Raw genomic sequence first — 15,361 nt, 5'->3', positions numbered from 1 at the left:
GGGCCATGACCGCGCTCACCCTCCGCCGCGCCGCCGAGGCCGACCTCCCCTTCGTCATGGCGACCGAGCGGCGCGAGGGCTATGACGCGCTGGTTGGCCGCTGGGACGAGGCCCGTCACCGGGCCGCGCTGCGCGATGGCCGGCACGCCTATTTCCTCGGCGAGGCCGGGCGGGAGCCGATCGGCTTCGCCATCCTGCGCGACTGGGCCTCGGAGGATCGCGTCACGCTCATCAAGCGCATCGCGGTGGCGGCGCCCGGCCAGGGCCAGGGCCGCCTTCTGCTCGCCCGCGTGGTCGAGGCCGCCTTCCGACAGACGCCGGCGCATCGGCTCTGGCTCGGCGTCTTTCCCGAAAATCCCCGCGCCCGCCGCGCCTATGAGGCGGTGGGCTTCGCGGCGGAGGGCATCGCGCGGGGCAGCGCCTTCTTCGGCGGCCTGCACCGCGACGAGCTCATCATGGCGATCCTCCGGCCGGACTGGGAGAAGGCGCAGGGCCTGCATCCCGGCGCATGAGGCCGCGGGGCCGGCCGTCCATCACGCCCCGCCGCCCCTCACCCATCCACCGTCACATTCGCCGTGCGGATCACGCCGGCCCAGCGCGTCACCTCGGCGCGCAGGAAGGCGCCGGTCTCGGCCGAGTTCCGCCCTTCCACCACGAAGCCGATCTCCTGCAGGCGCCGCGTCATCGCGGGCTCACGCACGATGCGCCCCACCTCGGCCGAGAGCCGGTCCAGGATGGGCTGCGGCGTGCGCGGGGGGGCGAGCAGCATGCACCAGGAACTCACCACGAAATCCGGGATGCCGCCCTCGATGATCGTCGGCAGTTCCGCCGCGAAATCCGGCCGCGTGGCCGTCGCGATGCCGAGCGGGCGGATATTCCCCGCCGCGAATTGCGGCTTCAGCGTGGAATAGGTGTCGAACATCAGCCCGATATGCCCGGCCAGGAGGTCGGCCAGCGCGGGCTGCGTGCCGCGATAGGGCACATGCACCATGCGCAGCCCGGTGCGCAGCTGCAGATCCTCCATCGCCAGATGCGCCGTGGCGCCGATGCCGCTCGATCCATAATTCACCTGGCCCGGGCGGGCGCGGGCGTAATCCAGGTATTCGCGCAGGTTCTGCGCCGGCACATGCCGGCTGCCCGCCAGCACCAGCGGCGCCTGGACCACCAGCGAGACCGGCGTCAGCGCCAGCGGGTCGAAGGGCATGCGCCCGGCCTGCAGCGTGGCATTGGCCGCATGGGCGGGCAGCACCATCACCAGGGTATGGCCATCGGGCGGGCTGGCCGCCGCCACCCCCACGCCCAGGATGCTGTTGGCCCCGGGCCGGTTCTCCACCACCACCGGCTGCCCCAGCGCCTGGGCCAAGGGCTCCGCCACCAGGCGCGTCGCGATGTCCGTCGTCCCGCCCGGCGTATAGGGCACGATGATGCGCAGCGGCTTGTTCGGGAAATCACCGGTCTGCGCGTGGGCGGAGGACGCCGCGCCGGCCAGGGCCAGCGCGGAACGGCGGGTGATGCGGGTCATGGCGTGCTTCCTTCCGGTTCTTGCTTGCGCCCATGGAAGCAGGGAAACACGGCCGGCGGCTAGGGGCATGGGGCCCCAAGTGGTGGTTTTCGCTCGATTTTCAGGAGATCAGGCGGGCGATGGCTGGGGGACCTGGATTCGAACCAAGACTGTCCGAGTCAGAGTCGGAAGTTCTACCGTTAAACTATCCCCCAAGCGGCCTTCGCTCGGCTGGCGGGCGTCCTACCACCGCATTTCGCACTTGCCAAGCGCACTTCCCGCTTGCGATGACAGCCCTGCTTCACGATCATGACAGCATCGCCCCCGCAGGACCCGTCATCCCCCCGATGAGTGCCCTCCTCCCCCGCCACGGCCCACATGGTCCGTCCTTTGGCCCGCCCCCCGCCTTGTTCGCGGCGCTGGACCTCGGCACCAATAATTGCCGCCTGCTCATCGGCGCCCCCACCCGCCACGGCTTCCGCGTGGTGGACAGCTTCTCGCGCATCGTCCGCCTGGGCGAAGGGCTCGCCGGCACCGGCGCGCTGTCGGACGCGGCGATGGAGCGCACCATCTCCGCCCTTTCGGCCTGCGCCGAGCGCCTGCACCGCCGCCCGGTGCGCCGCCTGGCCGCCGTCGCCACCGAGGCCTGCCGCCGCGCCGCCAATGGCCCGGCCTTCCTGGCCCGCGCCGCGCGCGAAACCGGCCTCAGCCCCCGCATCATCTCGCCCCGCGAGGAAGCGGAGCTGGCGATGGAGAGCTGCGCGCCCCTCCTGGAGCCCGGGGACCGCCGCGCCATCCTCTTCGACATTGGCGGCGGCAGCACCGAAATCGCCTGGATCCGCACCGGCCCCCGACCGGAGCTGATCGGCTACATCTCGATTCCCTGCGGCGTGGTGACGCTGGCCGAGCGCGAGGGCGGCGACTGCTTCTCGCCGCACGGATTCGCGGCGGTGGTGGAGGACATCCATGCGCGGCTGGCCGATTTCGACCGGCTGCACTGCATCGGCCAGGAGATCCGCGCGGGCGGCGTGCGCCTCATCGGCACCTCCGGCACCGTCACCACGCTCGCCGGCGTCGTCATGGCGCTGCCCAAATATCGCCGCCAGCTGGTGGACGGCACGCGGCTGAACGCCGAGGCCGCGGATGCCGCCCTCGAACAGCTCTTCGCCATGGGCCGCAAGGGGCTCGCCGCCCATCCCTGCGTCGGGCCCGAGCGCGCGGATTTCGTGCTGCCCGGCTGCGCCGTCTATGCCGCCATCCGCCAGCTCTGGCCGCTCGGCGAGCTCACCGTCGCCGATCGCGGCCTGCGCGAGGGCATGCTGATGCGCCTGATGCGCGGGGACCGGATGCCCGGCCGATAGGAAGGGCCGCGGAACTGCTCTAAACCCAGCCCATGCCCAAACCGCCGCCCAAGCGGGGCGCCGCCCCGCGCGGCACCCACACCAATGTGAAGACCGCCCGCAGCCGCAGCAATGCGAGCCAGCGCTGGCTGCTGCGCCAACTGAACGACCCCTATGTGAAGGCCGCCCAGGCCCAGGGCTGGCGCTCCCGCGCCGCCTTCAAGCTGATCGAGCTGGATGAGCGCTTCAAGCTGCTCAAGCCCGGCACCCGCGTGGTGGATCTCGGCGCGGCACCCGGCGGCTGGAGCCAGGTCGCACTCCGCACGCTGGGCGAGCGCGGCCATGTCGTGGCCCTCGACCTGCTGCCCATGGACACGCTGGCGGGGGCCACCATCCTGCAGGGCGATTTCCAGGATGACGCGACCGAGGCCGCGGTGCTGGAGGCCCTTGGCGGCCCGGCCGATCTCGTCCTCTCCGACATGGCGCCCAACACAACGGGCCATGCGGCGACGGATCACCTCCGCATCATGGACCTCGCTTCGCTGGCGCTCGATTTCGCGGTGAAGGTGCTGGCCCCGGGCGGCGGCTTCGTCGCCAAGGTCTTCCAGGGCGGCAGCGAGAAGGCGATGCTGGAAAACCTCCGCCGCCATTTCGCGGTGGTCCGCCACGCGAAGCCGCCGGCCAGCCGCAAGGACAGCAGCGAGCTCTACGTGGTGGCCACCGGCTTCAAGGGCTGACGCCGACGCAGGGCAGCCCCGCGCGCAGGGGCGCCCGCCGCAAGACCAGGCCGACAAAATCACGCACACACCCCACGGAATCCGCGCGCAAAGCGCGCGGCGCGCCCCGACGGACCTCCCATCCAGCGCACCCGCCGCGGCGCGAAGCCAAGCGCGCGGAGCGCGCGCCCGGCGCTTGAGGGCACCAAGACTCCTTTACGCGCGCGGCGCGCGCGGTTAAGGGAGCGCGCCAAGGTCGAGTGACCGCCTCCGAAAGGCCCCCGCCATGGCAGCTTCCGATTTCGCCGAACCCATCCGCATCGCAGAGGCCTATGCCTTCGACGACGTGCTGATGCTCCCGGCCTACTCCACCATCCTGCCCGGCCAGGTGGACACGCGCACGCGCCTCACCCGCGAAATCAACCTGCACATCCCCCTCGTCGCCGCCGCCATGGACACGGTGACCGAGGCGCCGATGTCCATCGCCATGGCCCAGCGGGGCGGCATCGGCGTCATCCACAAGAACATGTCCGCCGCCGACCAGGCCGAGCAGATCCGGCAGGTGAAGCGCTTCGAGAGCGGCATGGTGGTGAACCCCGTGATGGTGAACCCCGAGCAGACGCTCGCCGATGTGATGGAGCTGAAGGCCCGCCACCGCATCTCGGGCTTCCCGGTGGTCGAGCCCGGCTCGGGGCGCCTGGTCGGCATCATCACCAACCGCGACCTCCGCTTCGCGACCGACCCCAAGCAGCGCGTCTATGAGCTGATGACGCGCGAGAACCTGGTCACGGCACCCCAGAACGTGACGGCCGAGCAGGCCCGCACGCTCCTGCACAAGCGCCGCCTGGAAAAGCTGCTGGTGGTGGACGATGCCGGCCGCTGCGTCGGCCTCATCACGGTCAAGGACATGGACAAGTCCGAGGCGCATCCGAACGCGGTGAAGGACGGCATGGGCCGCCTGCGCGCGGCGGCGGCCACCGGCGTCGGCGATGACGGCCTGCGCCGCGCCGAAGCCCTCGTCGCGGCCGAGGCCGATGTCATCGTGGTGGACACCGCCCATGGCCATTCCGGCGGCGTGCTGGCGGCGATCGAACGCATCAAGCGCCTCTCCAACACAGTGCAGATCATCGCCGGCAATGTGGCCACGCCAGAGGGCGCGCTGGCGCTGATCGAGGCGGGTGCGGATGCGGTGAAGATCGGCATCGGCCCCGGCTCGATCTGCACGACCCGCATCGTGGCGGGCGTCGGCGTGCCGCAGCTCACCGCCGTCATGGAATGCACGGCGGCGGCGCGCGAGCGCGGCGTGCCCTGCATCGCCGATGGCGGCATCCGCAATTCGGGCGATATCGCAAAAGCCCTCGCGGGCGGCGCCGAATGCGTGATGATGGGCAGCATGTTCGCGGGCACGGATGAAGCCCCCGGCGAGGTCTTCCTCTACCAGGGCCGCTCCTACAAATCCTATCGCGGCATGGGCAGCCTGGGCGCCATGGCGCAGGGCAGCGCCGATCGCTACTTCCAGGCCGATGTGAATGACCAGCTGAAGCTGGTGCCGGAAGGCGTGGAAGGCCGCGTCGGCTACAAGGGCCCGGTCGGCCCGGTGATCCACCAGTTGGTGGGCGGCCTGCGCGCCGCCATGGGCTACACGGGCAGCGCCACCATCGCGGATCTGCAGAAGAACGCCCGCTTCCGTCGCATCACCAATGCCGGCCTGCGCGAGAGCCATGTGCATGACGTGGCGATCACGCGCGAAGCCCCGAACTACCGCACCGATGGGTGAGAGCTGGGAACCGCCCGCGCGGCCCGAGCGCGAGATCGAGGCGGTCATCTTCGACGCCTATGGAACGCTGCTCGACGTGCATTCCGCCGTGGCGCGCCACGCGCCACGGATCGGGCCGCAGGCCGCCGCCTTCTCGGCCGAATGGCGGGTGAAGCAGCTCGAATATTCCTGGGTCCGCAGCCTGACCGGCCCCGCGCATCACCAGGATTTCTGGGTCTGCACGCAGGAGGCGCTGGCCTTCGTCTGCACGCGCCATGGCGTGCGCGACCAGGCCCTCATCCAGGACCTGCTGGACGCCTACCGCACGCTCGACGCCTATGCCGAGGTGCCCGCCATGCTCCAGGCCCTGCGGGAGAAAGGGGCGCGCACCGCCATCCTCTCCAACGGCTCGCCGCTGATGCTGGCCGATGCGACCAAGGCGGCCGGCATCTCGACGCTGCTCGACATGCTGCTCTCGGTCGAGGCCGTCGGCATCTTCAAGCCGGACCCGCGCGTCTATGCGCTGGCCAGCGAGCGCCTGGGCCTGCCGGCGCGCCGCATGGCCTTCGTCTCCGCCAATCCGTGGGACACCCAGGCGGCGCATGCGGCGGGATTTCGCGCCATCCGCGTGAACCGCACCAACGCGCCCGATGAATACGGCCTGGCCGCCGCGGGCGTGCCCAGCCTGACCGACCTCTCTGGCCTCCCCGGCCTCATCCCATGACACCCGAGGGCCGTCTCTCCGCCGCGATCGACCTGCTTTACGCGGTCCTGGACCAGCCGCGCCGCCCGGCGGATGCGATCAGCGCCGATTTCTTCCGGGCGCGCCGCTACATCGGCGGTGGTGACCGCCGCGCCGTCTCGGACCTCGCCTGGGGTGTGCTGCGCCAGCGCCTGCGCCTCGAATGGTGGATCGGGCAGACCGGCGCGCGCCTGACGCCGCGCCTGCTGGTGCTGGCCTTCCTTCTGCTGGCCGAGAAGCGCAAGCCGAACGAGGCCGCGCGCCTGTTTGACGGCGGCCGCTACAGCGCGGGCCCGCTCGATGCGGGCGAGATGGGCGTCGCCGAACAGCTCGTGGGCAAGCCGCTCATGGGCAAGGAGATGCCGGACGGCCCACGCCTGAACCTGCCGGACTGGGCGCTCCCCGGCCTCGCCACCCGCTTCGGCGCCACGCTGGAAACCGAGGCCCGCGCCATGGAGGCGACCGCCCCGCTCGACCTGCGCGTGAACCTGCTCAAGACGACGCGCGAGGCCGCACAGGCCGCGCTGCGCGCCGAGGGCCTGATCTCCGAGACCACGCCCCATTCCCCCTGGGGCCTGCGCCTGCCGCACCGCACGCCCATCACCGGCTCCGCCGCCTACAAGGCCGGCCTCATCGAGGTGCAGGACGAAGGCAGCCAGCTGATCGCGGCCCTGGTGGCCGCGCGGCCCGGGATGCGCGTCGTGGATTACTGCGCGGGGGCGGCGGGCAAGACGCTCGCGATGGCCGCCACCATGGCCAATCAGGGCCGCGTGACGGCCTGCGATGTCTCGGCCCCGCGCCTGGAAGGGGCGGCCAAGCGCTTGCGCCGCGCCGGCGTCCACAATGCCGAGACGCATCTGCTCGAAGCCGGTGACCGCTGGGTGAAGCGCCGCGCCGGGACCTTCGACCGCGTGCTGGTGGACGCGCCCTGCACCGGCACCGGCACCTGGCGCCGCAACCCCGATGCCCGCAGCCGCACGGGCGCGGAGGACCTTGCCGAGCTGCTCGCCAAGCAAGATGAAATTCTCGCAACATCGGCACATCTCGTCCGCCCCGGGGGTAGGCTTGTCTTCGCGACATGCTCACTGCTGCCCGAGGAGGACGAAGTGCAGGTTGAGGCTTTCCTGGCCCGGAATCCGGCGTTCCGCCCGGTCCCCCTGGCCACCGCCTGGGTCGAGGCGGGCTTGCCGGACGCGCCACCTGTGGAGGGCCAGCACATGCTGCTCTCCCCGGCCGCGCATGGCACGGATGGCTTCTTCTGCGCGGTCCTGGAGAAGGCGGCGTGAGCGCCCGGCCTTAGGCCGATGGTCACCATCCGCCGCGCCCGCCCGGGGGATGCCGATGCCATGGCGCGCGTCCACCTCGCCGCCTGGCGCAGCACCTATGCCGGCATCCTGCCCGAAGCCTATCTCACCACCCTCTCCGCCGAGCGCGAAAGCCTCGATTATGAGCGCGCCATCCTGCAGCGCCGCGGCGGCCATGCCGGCTTCGTCGCCATCGCCGATGGGCAGGAGATCCCGGGCGGCGGCGTGGTGGGCTTCATCACCGGCGGCCTCTCCCGCCGCCCCGGCATCGCCGAGGGTGAGGTGGAGACGCTCTACCTGCTCGATGATTTCCGCGACCGCGGCGTGGGCCGGCGCCTGATGCGCGCCATGGCCTCGCACCTCGCGTCCCTCGGCGCCGAATCCGCCTTCGCCTGGGTGCTGGAGGACAACCCCTCGCGCTGGTTCTACGCCCGGCTGGGCGCCAAGCTGGTGGCGCGCGAGGCGCTCACCTTCGCCGGCCAGCGCACCACCCAGCTCGCCTATGCCTGGGAGCCGATCCACACCCTGCTGACGGCGACGGCCACCACCCGGCTGCCGCGCTGACCATGTTGGCCCGCCGCGCCCTGCCGCTGCTGGCGGCCCTTGCCCCGCGCCCAGCCTTCGCAGAGGGGATCGCCGCCATCGAGGCCCGCGTGGGCGGCCGGCTCGGCGTCATGGCGCGCCAGGGCGGGCGTGTGCTGGCCCATCGCGCGGGCGAGCGCTTCCCCATGGCCAGCACCTTCAAGGCGCTGCTCTCGGCCGCCGTGCTGGCGGAGGCGCCCGACATGGCCCGCCGCCTCTCCATCCCGCGCGAGCTGGTGCCCTGGTCGCCCGTCACGGAGCGGCATGCGGGCGGGAGCCTGAGCCTGGATGAGCTCTGCGCCGCCATCATGACGATCAGCGACAACACGGCGGCCAACCTGCTGCTGGGCGTGGTGGGCGGCCCCGCCGGGCTGACATCCTGGCTGCGCGGCATCGGTGACGGGGTGACGCGCCTCGACCGCACCGAGCCCGCGTTGAACGAGGCCCGGCCCGGCGATCCGCGCGACACGACCACGCCCGAGGCGATGGTGGCCACCCTCACCCGCCTGGCACTGGGCGATGTGCTGGCGCCGCCGGCCCGCGCCCGCTGGCTCGGCTGGCTGGAGGGCAACACGACGGGCGGCGCGCGGCTGCGCGCTGGCGTGCCGGCCGGCTGGCGCGTGGGCGACCGCACGGGCGGTGCCGCGCATGGCACCAGCAATGTGGTCGGCCTGCTCTGGCCGCCCGGGGCCGCGCCCTGGGTGGTGGCGGCCTTCCTCACCGAGTCCGCGGCACCGCCCGCCGCCCGCGACGCGGCGCTCGCCGATGTCGCGCGCCTCCTGGCTGGAATCGAAGGTCCAGGAAACTGGTGAAAGCCACGCAGGCTTTCACCCTGGCGGGAGAGCGCGAGAGGGCGGCGCCTTTTCGCATCCGGTCTTGACGCCGCGCCCGCATCATGGTGGGCAGCCCCATGACCAGCACCCCCGCCCAGCACGACCGCATCCTCATCCTCGATTTCGGCAGCCAGGTGACGCAGCTCATCGCGCGCCGCCTGCGCGAGAGCGGCGTCTATTGCGAGATCTGGCCCTATAACGCGGCACCTGAGGCGCGCATCCGCGCCTTCGCGCCGAAGGGCATCATCTTCTCCGGCGGCCCGGCGAGTGTCACCGAGGGCGAAAGCCCCCGCGCGCCGGATTATGCCTTCGCCTCGGGCCTGCCCATCCTCGGCATCTGCTACGGCCAGCAGACGCTGGCGCATCAGCTGGGCGGCACGGTCGAGGGCGGGCATGCGCGCGAATTCGGCCGCGCCGTCGTCACCGTCACCGGCGATTGCCCGCTGACCCAGGGCGTCTGGGCCAAGGGCGCGCTGGAGACGGTCTGGATGAGCCATGGCGACCGCATCACCGTGCTGCCGCCCGGCTTCCGCGTGGTCGCCGAGAGCGAGGGCGCGCCCTTCGCGCTGATCGCCGATGATGCCCGCCGCTATTACGGCACCATGTTCCACCCCGAGGTGGTGCACACGCCGCATGGCGCGCAATTGCTGCGCAACTTCACCCATGGTGTCTGCGGCTGCACCGGCGACTGGACCATGGCCGGCTACCGCGCCGAGACCATCGCCAAGATCCGCGCCCAGGTGGGCCAGGGCCGCGTCATCTGCGGCCTTTCGGGCGGCGTGGATTCCTCGGTGGCGGCGGTGCTGATCCATGAGGCGATCGGCGAGCAGCTCACCTGCATCTATGTGGATCACGGCCTGATGCGCGCCAATGAGAGCGAGCAGGTGGTGAAGACCTTCCGCGAGCGCTTCAACATCAAGCTGGTGCATCGCGACGCGAGCGAGCTGTTTCTCGGCCAGCTCTCCGGCGTCACCGACCCCGAGCAGAAGCGCAAGATCATCGGCCGCCTCTTCATCGAGGTCTTCGAGGAGGAGCAGAACAAGCTCGGCGGCGCCGATTTCCTGGCCCAGGGCACGCTCTACCCCGATGTGATCGAGAGCGTCTCCGCCACCGGCGGGCCTTCGGTGACCATCAAGTCCCACCACAATGTCGGCGGCCTGCCCGAGGGCATGCGCATGCAGCTGGTGGAGCCGCTGCGCGAACTCTTCAAGGACGAGGTCCGCGCCCTCGGCCGCGAGCTCTCCATCCCCGAGGAGATCGTGGGCCGCCACCCCTTCCCCGGCCCGGGGCTTGCCATCCGCATCCCGGGCGAGGTGACGCGCGAGAAGGCCGACCTTCTCCGCAAGGTGGACGTGATCTACCTCGAGGAGATCCGCAACGCCGGCCTCTATGACGCGATCTGGCAGGCCTTCGCCGTGCTGCTGCCGGTGCGCACCGTGGGCGTGATGGGCGATGGCCGCACCTATGACCAGGCCTGCGCGCTGCGTGCGGTGACCAGCACGGATGGGATGACGGCCGATGTCTATCCCTTCTCGATGGAGTTCCTGAGCCGCGTCTCCAACCGCATCGTGAACGAGGTGCGCGGCATCAACCGCGTGACCTACGACATCACCAGCAAGCCGCCGGGGACGATCGAGTGGGAGTGAGCGCCCGCCTCGCCCGCCTCTACGGCGCGCTCGCCACCCTGCCCTTCCGCGCGCGCCGCAGCCAGATCGCGCCGCCCGCGCGGGTCAGCCACGGCCAATGGATCGGCTATCTCAGCCAGGCCTTCAACAAGCCCGGCCTCAATATTCTCGAGATCGGCGCGCGCAACGTCACCGGCATCAACCTGCGCGGCCATTTCAGCGAGGCGCAGTACACCGGCTTCGACTTCTACGCGGGCGAGAATGTGGATGTGGTGGGCGACATCCACCGCCTCTCCACCTATTTCGCCCCCGATCAGCGCTTCGACCTCATCTTCTGCTCCGCCGTCTTCGAGCATCTGCACATGCCCTGGGTCGCCGCCGTCGAGATCCAGAAGATGCTCAAGCTCGGCGGCCATGTCTTCGTGGAGACGCATTTCTCCTTCTCCTCGCATGAGCGGCCCTGGCACTTCTTCCAGTTCTCCGAGATGGGCCTGCGCGCCCTCTTCAACGAGGCGCTGGGCTTCGACCTGGTGGATGCGGGAATGAGCAACCCCATCGCCGGCTTCTTCGGCCCCGAGGCCGAGCCCTATCTGCGCCACCAGCCGGTGACCGAGCTCTACTGCCACAGCGAGATCCTGGTGCGGAAAAGCCGCGAGGTGACGGGCTTCGACTGGTCGAAGGTCGCGCTGGACGATGTGGTGGGCGGCACGCGCTACCCGCCGCCGCGCTGAGCTGAGCCTGGCTCGCGCCTCAATGCGCGAGCTTCAGCGTCACCACGCCCGCGATGATCAGCGCCACACCGGCGAAGCGCATCACCGAGGCGGGGTCATTATAGACCATCACCCCGACCAGGAAGGTTCCCGCCGCGCCGATGCCGGTCCAGACCGCATAGGCCGTGCCCATCGGAATGGTCCGCTGCGCCAGCCAGAGCAGCAGGCCGCTGATCCCCATGAAGAGGATGGCGATGACGATGCCCAGGGCGCGCGTGCCCGGCACCTGCGCCATCTTCAGCCCGACCGGCCAGCCGATCTCGAAGAGCCCGGCCATGACGAGATAGATCCAGTTCACGACGACAACTCCTTCATTCCAGGGCGGCCGCTGGGCCGCGCTCCTGGATTTGACATACACACGTATTTTTATTATTGCAATACGTACGTACGGAAAAACTGGAGCCGCCCCATGGGACGCCGCCCGAGCATCAACCGCGACCAGGTCCTCGCACTCGCCGAGCGCATCGTGGCCGAGCGCGGCGCCGCGGCGCTCACCATCGAGGCCGTGGCCCAGGCCGCCGGCATCAGCAAGGGCGGCGTCCAGTCCTGCTTCGGCACCAAGGAGGCGATGATCGGCGCCATGCTGGACCGCTGGTTCCAGGACTACGCCATAGGCCTCGCTGCCGAACTGGACGGGCAGGAGAGCCTCGCCGCCCATATGGCCGCGCATCTCGCCCTCTCGCTGGACGCGACCGATGACAGCCCGGCGCGCGGCGCCGCCCTGCTCGCCGCCCTGCTCCAGCACCCCGAGCAGCTCCACGCCGTCCGCGCCTGGTATGCCGAGCGCTTCGCGGGCCTTTTCGAGGCGGGCGCGGCCGGCCGGGCGCTGCGCCTCGCCCTGCTCGCCATCGAGGGCGCCGTCCTGCTCCGCCATTTCGGCCTGGCGCAGCTCGACGCCGGACAATGGTCCGTCCTGCGCGACGACATCGCGAGCCTGATCCGGGTTTGATGCCGGGCGCCTTCGGTGCCACACATCCGCCCATGATCACGATCCATGGCATCAAGAACTGCGACACCATGAAGAAGGCCCGCGCCTGGCTGGACGCGAAGGGCATCGCCCACGCCTTCCACGACTACAAGACCCAAGGGGTCACGCCTGAGATGCTGCGCGCCTGGGTGGCCGAGCATGGCTGGGAGAAGCTGCTGAACCGCGCCGGCACCACCTTCCGCAAGCTGCCCGAGGCCGAGAAGGAAGGCCTGGACGAGGCCCGCGCCGTGGCGCTGATGCTGGCCCAGCCCTCCATGATCAAGCGGCCGGTGCTCGATCTCGGCCAGACGCGCCTCGTCGGCTTCAGCCCGGAGAGCTACGCGAAGGCGCTCGACTAACGCCAAGGTAACGGCGCGCCGCGCGCAACCCCGCTAGCCTTCCCCGCAGCATCACGCAGGGAAGGGCGCGTGCATGACATTCCTCCTGGGCCTCGCGGCACTCCTCATCGCCGGCACGGCCAGCGCGCAGCCCGCGCCCGACACGGTCGCCGCCATCCGCGCCCGCGGCATCCTGGTCTGCGGCGTCACCGTGAATTCCGTGGGCTTCGCCAACCCCGACAGCCGCGGGATCATGCGCGGCATGGATGCCGATATCTGCCGGGCACTCGCCGCCGCCGTGCTGGGCGATGCCGAAAAGGTGCGCTTCGTCCCCAACACCGCCGTCCAGCGCTTCCCCATGCTGCAATCGGGCGAGCTCGACGTGCTGGTCCGCAACACGACCTGGACGCTGGGGCGCGAGGCCTCGCTCGGCCTCGCTTTCGCCGGCATCAATGTCTATGACGGCCAGGGCTTCATCGTGAAGCGCGAGAGCGGCATCACCTCCGCCCGCCAGCTCGATGGCGCCACCATCTGCGTGGCGCCCGGCACCACCACCGAGCTGAACCTGACCGACTATTTCCGCACCAACCGCGTGCAGTTCCGTGCCGTGGTGATCGAGGGCATCGAGGAGATCCGCGCCGCCTTCCTCGCCGGCCGCTGCGACGCCTACACCAATGACGCAACCGCGCTCGGCACCTTCCGCCACGCGCAGGGCGCCAATGCCGAGCGCTACATGGTCCTGCCCGAGCGCATCAGCCGCGAACCGCTCGGCCCCGTCGTCCGCAAGGGCGACTGGAAATGGTTCGACATCGTGCGCTGGACGCTCTTCGCCATGATCAACGCGGAGGAGCTCGGCATCAGCCAGGCGAACATCGCCCCCTTGGGCATCGCCCGCGGCCTGAACGACATCTGGACGCGCGGCGGCCTGCACGACGCGCCGCCCATCCGGTGACGCGCCGGCGCTGAATTGATTGGCGCTGCCCGTCCTCCGGGTCTAGCCTCGCGCAAAGCCGTCGAGGAAGGACGCGACCCATGCAAGACAACACCATGCCCGTCCGGAAGGAAGTCTCCGGCCGCGGCAAGTTCCTGGCCTTCGGCATCATCGGCCTCGCGCTGATGGTCTCGATCTTCATCGAGAAGTTCGGCGCGCCCGAGACGGCGAAGAACATCCCCTACATCCTGCTCATCGCCGTGATCCTCGCCATCGCCATCCCGCTCGCCTTCTATCGCCGGCCCATCCGATGATCGCTTGACGCGCATCACCCGCCCTTCAAGATGAACCTACGTTCATCCTGAAGGAGAGCCCCGATGCTGCTGCGCGCCACCCTCCTGGCCACCGCCCTGCTCGCGACGGCGCTTCCCGCCGCCGCCCAGCGCACGCTCACCATCGGCATGGCCGGCATCCCCACGGGGATGGACCCGCATTACCACTCCTCCAACAACAACAACGCGCAGCTCCGCCAGATCTTCAACCCGCTGGTGGATCTCGACACGCAAAGCCGCATCTTCCCCGTGCTGGCCGAAAGCTGGCGCAACATCGACGACCTCACCTGGGAATTCCGCCTGCGGGACGGCGTGCGCTTCCATGACGGGACGCCCTTCGAGGCGGAGGACGTCGCCTTCTCCTTCGCCCGCGTGCCGCAGGTGCCCAATTCGCCCGGCCCCTTCACCCCCATGGTCCGCACCATCGCGGAAGTCCGCATCATCGACCCGCGCACCATCCATGTGATCACGCGCGAGCCCGCGCCCTTCTTCGACCGCGACATCACCTCCATCATGATCCTCTCGCGCCGCATCCATGCGACGGCGCAGCTCGGCGATTTCAACCAGGGCCGCGCGCTGATCGGCACCGGCGCCTACCGCCATGTCAGCTACGCCCAGGGCGAGCGCCACGAATTCACCCGCAACCCGGATTTCTGGGGCCCCCGCCCGCCCTGGGACCGCGTGATCACCCGCTACATGACCAACAATGGCGCGCGCGTGGCGGCCCTCCTCGCCGGTGATGTGGACCTGATCGACGCCGTCCCGGTGCAGGATGTCCAGCGCCTGGCGAATGACCCGCGCCTGGCCGTCTTCACGGCGGACAGCATCACCACCTCCTACCTCATGCCCGACACGGTGCGGGACCAGGCGCCCTTCGTGACCGACAAGCAGGGCAACCCGCTGCCCCGCAACCCGCTGCGCGACCTGCGCGTGCGCCAGGCCATCTCGCTCGCCATCCCGCGCGAGGCGATCGTGACCCGCCTTCTCGTCGGCCAGGGCCGCGCCGCCGAGCAATTCGCCGCCCCCGCCCTGCCGGATCGCGTCCAGGGCCTGCCGCCGATGGCGACCGACCTCGTCCGGGCGCGCGCGCTGCTCGCCGAAGCGGGCTTCCCCGACGGCTTCCGCATGACCATCCACGGCCCCAACGGCTTCATCCCCTCCGATGCCGATATCCTCCAGGCCATCGCCCAGGGCCTGACGCGCATCGGCATCGAGACCCGCGTGGAGGTGCTCCCGCCCGCCAATTTCTTCACCCGCGCCACGGCCCGCGAATTCGGCATGTTCATGACGACCTTCACCACCTCCACGGCGGCCAACATGCTCCGCCAGGTGGTCGCGACGCGCGATCCGGTGACCGGCTTCGGCCCCTTCAACCGCCAGCATTATTCCAACCCGGCGGTGGACGCCCCCCTCTCCGAAGCGCTGCGCACCATGAACCCCGAGCGCCGCAATGCGCTCACCGCCCAGGCGATGCGGGCGGCCACCGATGATCTCGGCGTGATCCCCGTGCATTATCTCCGCGTGAGCTGGGCGGCGCAGCGCGCGCGTGTGCGCTATGATGCGAGCCCCATCTGGTACACCAACGCGCTGCTCGCCTCGCCCGCGGACTGAGCGCCTTCGAGGA

At 70.5% G+C, this 15,361-nt stretch carries 17 protein-coding genes and 1 tRNA gene; 15 read left to right on the top strand and 3 right to left on the bottom strand.

Translation table 11 applies throughout. From position 1 onward, the window contains the following. Positions 1-5: 5 nt before the first annotated feature. On the top strand, positions 6-512 hold the full coding sequence (locus KTR66_RS13025; protein WP_213613043.1) for a GNAT family N-acetyltransferase: 507 nt from the start codon (positions 6-8) through the stop codon (positions 510-512). Between the two features lie 38 nt (positions 513-550). Here the strand turns inward: KTR66_RS13025 and KTR66_RS13020 are convergent, their stop codons facing one another. Together KTR66_RS13020 and KTR66_RS13015 are read right to left on the bottom strand one after the other, a co-directional pair. Further along, positions 551-1,522, bottom strand: coding sequence for a tripartite tricarboxylate transporter substrate binding protein (locus KTR66_RS13020; RefSeq protein ID WP_213613042.1), 972 nt, complete (start codon positions 1,520-1,522; stop codon positions 551-553). A 120-nt stretch (positions 1,523-1,642) separates the two neighbouring features. After that, a tRNA-Gln gene (locus tag KTR66_RS13015) sits at positions 1,643-1,716 on the bottom strand. A gap of 192 nt (positions 1,717-1,908) precedes the next feature. Between KTR66_RS13015 and KTR66_RS13010 the strand changes: the two genes are divergently transcribed. The 9 genes from KTR66_RS13010 to KTR66_RS12970 all read left to right on the top strand — a co-directional run bounded on the left by KTR66_RS13010 (position 1,909) and on the right by KTR66_RS12970 (position 11,130). After that, on the top strand, positions 1,909-2,862 hold the full coding sequence (locus tag KTR66_RS13010) for a Ppx/GppA phosphatase family protein (protein WP_249732092.1): 954 nt from the start codon (positions 1,909-1,911) through the stop codon (positions 2,860-2,862). A 32-nt stretch (positions 2,863-2,894) separates the two neighbouring features. After that, positions 2,895-3,578, top strand: coding sequence for an RlmE family RNA methyltransferase (locus KTR66_RS13005; protein ID WP_213613040.1), 684 nt, complete (start codon positions 2,895-2,897; stop codon positions 3,576-3,578). Positions 3,579-3,843: 265 nt separating this feature from the next. Continuing rightward, complete coding sequence (gene guaB / locus KTR66_RS13000; RefSeq protein WP_213613039.1) at positions 3,844-5,334, top strand: IMP dehydrogenase; 1,491 nt, start codon at positions 3,844-3,846, stop codon at positions 5,332-5,334. Next, positions 5,327-6,037, top strand: coding sequence for a haloacid dehalogenase type II (locus tag KTR66_RS12995; protein ID WP_213613038.1), 711 nt, complete (start codon positions 5,327-5,329; stop codon positions 6,035-6,037). The genes guaB and KTR66_RS12995 overlap by 8 nt, the downstream gene beginning before the upstream one ends. Continuing rightward, positions 6,034-7,341 carry an RsmB/NOP family class I SAM-dependent RNA methyltransferase gene (locus tag KTR66_RS12990; RefSeq protein ID WP_213613037.1) on the top strand — a complete coding sequence of 436 codons (1,308 nt, stop codon included), beginning with the start codon at positions 6,034-6,036 and terminating at the stop codon, positions 7,339-7,341. Before KTR66_RS12995 ends, KTR66_RS12990 begins: the two co-directional genes overlap by 4 nt. A 60-nt stretch (positions 7,342-7,401) precedes the next feature. Next, the gene (locus tag KTR66_RS12985; protein ID WP_249732091.1) at positions 7,402-7,923 is read left to right on the top strand and encodes a GNAT family N-acetyltransferase; all 522 of its coding nucleotides are present in this window, start codon (positions 7,402-7,404) and stop codon (positions 7,921-7,923) included. A gap of 2 nt (positions 7,924-7,925) precedes the next feature. Then, on the top strand, positions 7,926-8,753 hold the full coding sequence (gene bla, locus KTR66_RS12980; RefSeq protein WP_213613035.1) for a class A beta-lactamase: 828 nt from the start codon (positions 7,926-7,928) through the stop codon (positions 8,751-8,753). 98 nt (positions 8,754-8,851) lie between these two features. Further along, positions 8,852-10,420, top strand: coding sequence for a glutamine-hydrolyzing GMP synthase (guaA, locus tag KTR66_RS12975; protein ID WP_213613034.1), 1,569 nt, complete (start codon positions 8,852-8,854; stop codon positions 10,418-10,420). Beyond that, positions 10,417-11,130, top strand: coding sequence for a methyltransferase domain-containing protein (locus KTR66_RS12970; RefSeq protein WP_213613033.1), 714 nt, complete (start codon positions 10,417-10,419; stop codon positions 11,128-11,130). Before guaA ends, KTR66_RS12970 begins: the two co-directional genes overlap by 4 nt. A gap of 19 nt (positions 11,131-11,149) precedes the next feature. Here KTR66_RS12970 and KTR66_RS25085 read toward each other — a convergent pair whose 3' ends face one another. After that, complete coding sequence (locus KTR66_RS25085) at positions 11,150-11,467, bottom strand: multidrug efflux SMR transporter (protein WP_213613032.1); 318 nt, start codon at positions 11,465-11,467, stop codon at positions 11,150-11,152. A 111-nt stretch (positions 11,468-11,578) separates the two neighbouring features. Here KTR66_RS25085 and KTR66_RS12960 point away from each other — a divergent pair, with 111 nt between their 5' ends. The 5 genes from KTR66_RS12960 to KTR66_RS12940 all read left to right on the top strand — a co-directional run bounded on the left by KTR66_RS12960 (position 11,579) and on the right by KTR66_RS12940 (position 15,348). Then, complete coding sequence (locus KTR66_RS12960) at positions 11,579-12,118, top strand: TetR/AcrR family transcriptional regulator (RefSeq protein WP_213613031.1); 540 nt, start codon at positions 11,579-11,581, stop codon at positions 12,116-12,118. A 32-nt stretch (positions 12,119-12,150) separates the two neighbouring features. Beyond that, entirely contained in the window at positions 12,151-12,495 is a 345-nt protein-coding gene (locus KTR66_RS12955; protein WP_213613030.1) for an ArsC family reductase, read from the top strand. Positions 12,496-12,568: 73 nt separating this feature from the next. After that, positions 12,569-13,426 (top strand): amino acid ABC transporter substrate-binding protein, encoded by an 858-nt coding sequence (locus tag KTR66_RS12950; protein WP_213613029.1) that lies wholly within the window; start codon positions 12,569-12,571, stop codon positions 13,424-13,426. Between the two features lie 80 nt (positions 13,427-13,506). Further along, positions 13,507-13,719 carry a hypothetical protein gene (locus tag KTR66_RS12945; protein ID WP_213613028.1) on the top strand — a complete coding sequence of 71 codons (213 nt, stop codon included), beginning with the start codon at positions 13,507-13,509 and terminating at the stop codon, positions 13,717-13,719. Positions 13,720-13,782: 63 nt separating this feature from the next. Then, the gene (locus tag KTR66_RS12940; RefSeq protein WP_213613027.1) at positions 13,783-15,348 is read left to right on the top strand and encodes an ABC transporter substrate-binding protein; all 1,566 of its coding nucleotides are present in this window, start codon (positions 13,783-13,785) and stop codon (positions 15,346-15,348) included. Positions 15,349-15,361: the final 13 nt, after the last annotated feature.

Origin of the sequence: Roseococcus sp. SDR, from assembly GCF_019083995.1 — a bacterium.
GTDB lineage: Bacteria > Pseudomonadota > Alphaproteobacteria > Acetobacterales > Acetobacteraceae > Roseococcus.
The sequence above is the reverse complement of the archived record's forward strand: the minus strand, read 5'-3'. Positions and strand labels throughout refer to the sequence as shown.

Coding starts and splice junctions, on each gene's coding strand:
- guaA (WP_213613034.1), top strand. CDS start 8,852: ATGACCAGCACCCCCGCCCAGCACGACCGCATCCTCATCCTCGATTTC.
- KTR66_RS12945 (WP_213613028.1), top strand. CDS start 13,507: ATGCAAGACAACACCATGCCCGTCCGGAAGGAAGTCTCCGGCCGCGGC.
- KTR66_RS12940 (WP_213613027.1), top strand. CDS start 13,783: ATGCTGCTGCGCGCCACCCTCCTGGCCACCGCCCTGCTCGCGACGGCG.
- KTR66_RS13005 (WP_213613040.1), top strand. CDS start 2,895: ATGCCCAAACCGCCGCCCAAGCGGGGCGCCGCCCCGCGCGGCACCCAC.
- bla (WP_213613035.1), top strand. CDS start 7,926: ATGTTGGCCCGCCGCGCCCTGCCGCTGCTGGCGGCCCTTGCCCCGCGC.
- KTR66_RS12985 (WP_249732091.1), top strand. CDS start 7,402: ATGGCGCGCGTCCACCTCGCCGCCTGGCGCAGCACCTATGCCGGCATC.
- KTR66_RS12995 (WP_213613038.1), top strand. CDS start 5,327: ATGGGTGAGAGCTGGGAACCGCCCGCGCGGCCCGAGCGCGAGATCGAG.
- KTR66_RS12955 (WP_213613030.1), top strand. CDS start 12,151: ATGATCACGATCCATGGCATCAAGAACTGCGACACCATGAAGAAGGCC.
- KTR66_RS12990 (WP_213613037.1), top strand. CDS start 6,034: ATGACACCCGAGGGCCGTCTCTCCGCCGCGATCGACCTGCTTTACGCG.
- guaB (WP_213613039.1), top strand. CDS start 3,844: ATGGCAGCTTCCGATTTCGCCGAACCCATCCGCATCGCAGAGGCCTAT.
- KTR66_RS12950 (WP_213613029.1), top strand. CDS start 12,569: ATGACATTCCTCCTGGGCCTCGCGGCACTCCTCATCGCCGGCACGGCC.
- KTR66_RS12960 (WP_213613031.1), top strand. CDS start 11,579: ATGGGACGCCGCCCGAGCATCAACCGCGACCAGGTCCTCGCACTCGCC.
- KTR66_RS13025 (WP_213613043.1), top strand. CDS start 6: ATGACCGCGCTCACCCTCCGCCGCGCCGCCGAGGCCGACCTCCCCTTC.
- KTR66_RS13020 (WP_213613042.1), bottom strand. CDS start 1,522: ATGACCCGCATCACCCGCCGTTCCGCGCTGGCCCTGGCCGGCGCGGCG.